Origin of the sequence: Enterococcus sp. VV15 (assembly GCF_005236045.1) — a bacterium.
Taxonomy (GTDB): Bacteria; Bacillota; Bacilli; order Lactobacillales; family Enterococcaceae; genus Enterococcus_B; species Enterococcus_B durans.
In genome coordinates this window covers 1-1,321 of the sequence record NZ_QPTY01000094.1, presented here as the reverse complement: position 1 = coordinate 1,321, position 1,321 = coordinate 1, and the positions used below count along the sequence as shown (strand labels likewise).

13 tRNA genes and 1 rRNA gene are annotated in these 1,321 nt (G+C 49.3%); all 14 read left to right on the top strand.

The features are described 5' to 3' along the window. Window positions 1-77: ribosomal RNA gene (gene rrf, locus DVW83_RS16180) — 5S ribosomal RNA — on the top strand; the annotation flags it as partial. A gap of 9 nt (window positions 78-86) precedes the next feature. Further along, a tRNA-Asn gene (locus tag DVW83_RS14700) sits at window positions 87-160 on the top strand. A 40-nt stretch (window positions 161-200) separates the two neighbouring features. Next, a tRNA-Ser gene (locus tag DVW83_RS14695) sits at window positions 201-289 on the top strand. Between the two features lie 15 nt (window positions 290-304). Beyond that, window positions 305-376, top strand: a tRNA-Glu gene (locus DVW83_RS14690). Between the two features lie 14 nt (window positions 377-390). Beyond that, window positions 391-463, top strand: a tRNA-Val gene (locus DVW83_RS14685). Between the two features lie 9 nt (window positions 464-472). Then, a tRNA-Asp gene (locus tag DVW83_RS14680) sits at window positions 473-545 on the top strand. A 34-nt stretch (window positions 546-579) separates the two neighbouring features. Beyond that, window positions 580-655, top strand: a tRNA-Phe gene (locus DVW83_RS14675). Window position 656: 1 nt separating this feature from the next. After that, a tRNA-Tyr gene (locus DVW83_RS14670) sits at window positions 657-737 on the top strand. A 6-nt stretch (window positions 738-743) separates the two neighbouring features. After that, window positions 744-817 (top strand) — tRNA-Trp (locus tag DVW83_RS14665). Window positions 818-819: 2 nt separating this feature from the next. Then, window positions 820-892 (top strand) — tRNA-His (locus tag DVW83_RS14660). A gap of 10 nt (window positions 893-902) precedes the next feature. After that, window positions 903-974, top strand: a tRNA-Gln gene (locus DVW83_RS14655). 37 nt (window positions 975-1,011) lie between these two features. Beyond that, window positions 1,012-1,082: transfer RNA gene (locus DVW83_RS14650), tRNA-Cys, on the top strand. Between the two features lie 20 nt (window positions 1,083-1,102). After that, window positions 1,103-1,186 (top strand) — tRNA-Leu (locus DVW83_RS14645). A 61-nt stretch (window positions 1,187-1,247) separates the two neighbouring features. Further along, a tRNA-His gene (locus tag DVW83_RS14640) sits at window positions 1,248-1,320 on the top strand. The last annotated feature ends 1 nt before the right edge of the window (window position 1,321 follow it).

The following is a 1,321-nucleotide window of genomic DNA, read 5'->3' as shown; positions in this document are numbered from 1 at the left end:
CCGAACACAGAAGTTAAGCTTCTTAGCGCCGATTGTAGTGAGGGGTTGCCCCTTGTGAGAGTAGGACGTCGCCACGCTGGTAATATTCCGGCATAGCTCAGTTGGTAGTAGCGCATGACTGTTAATCATGATGTCGTAGGTTCGAGTCCTACTGCCGGAGTTCTCATTTATGAGAAAGAGTAATGAGCTTCTTTCACTCGGGAGAGTTGTCCGAGAGGCCGAAGGAGCATGATTGGAAATCATGTAGATGGTTTATACTGTCTCAAGGGTTCGAATCCCTTACTCTCCGTAATAGAATTATCCTGGCCCGTTGGTCAAGCGGTTAAGACACCGCCCTTTCACGGCGGTAACACGGGTTCGAGTCCCGTACGGGTCATTAATTGAAAATATGGAGGTTTAGCTCAGCTGGGAGAGCATCTGCCTTACAAGCAGAGGGTCAGCGGTTCGATCCCGTTAACCTCCATAATGAATTGGTTCCGTGGTGTAGGGGTTAACATGCCTGCCTGTCACGCAGGAGATCGCGGGTTCGATTCCCGTCGGAACCGTCATTCTTTTTCAATTAATAAAATTTTAAATATTGGCGCGGTAGCTCAGTTGGTAGAGCAACGGATTGAAGCTCCGTGTGTCGGCAGTTCGATTCTGTCCCGCGCCACCATGGAGGAGTAGCGAAGTGGCTAAACGCGACGGACTGTAAATCCGTTCCTTAGGGTTCAGTGGTTCGAATCCACTCTCCTCCATTTAATAGGGGCATAGTTTAAAGGTAGAACAGCGGTCTCCAAAACCGTTAGTGTGGGTTCAATTCCTGCTGCCCCTGCCATGGCGAATGTGGCGAAGTGGTTAACGCACCGGATTGTGGCTCCGGCATTCGTGGGTTCGATTCCCATCATTCGCCCTTCTTTTTTTGGGGTATAGCCAAGCGGTAAGGCAAGGGACTTTGACTCCCTCATGCGTTGGTTCGAATCCAGCTACCCCAGTTCTATAATTTACTTTATAGACTGATAATAGTATAATGGCGGTATAGCCAAGTGGTAAGGCAGAGGTCTGCAAAACCTTCATCACCGGTTCAAATCCGGTTACCGCCTTAGTACTAATAAATCAACTTGCCGGCGTGGCGGAATTGGCAGACGCGCTGGACTCAAAATCCAGTGATCTCACGATCGTGCCGGTTCGACCCCGGCCGCCGGTATTGACTAAGATGAACCCATCTTAGTTTTTTATTGAGAAATAAAATAACATATCTTATTATGGCGAATGTGGCGAAGTGGTTAACGCACCGGATTGTGGCTCCGGCATTCGTGGGTTCGATTCCCATCATTCGCCC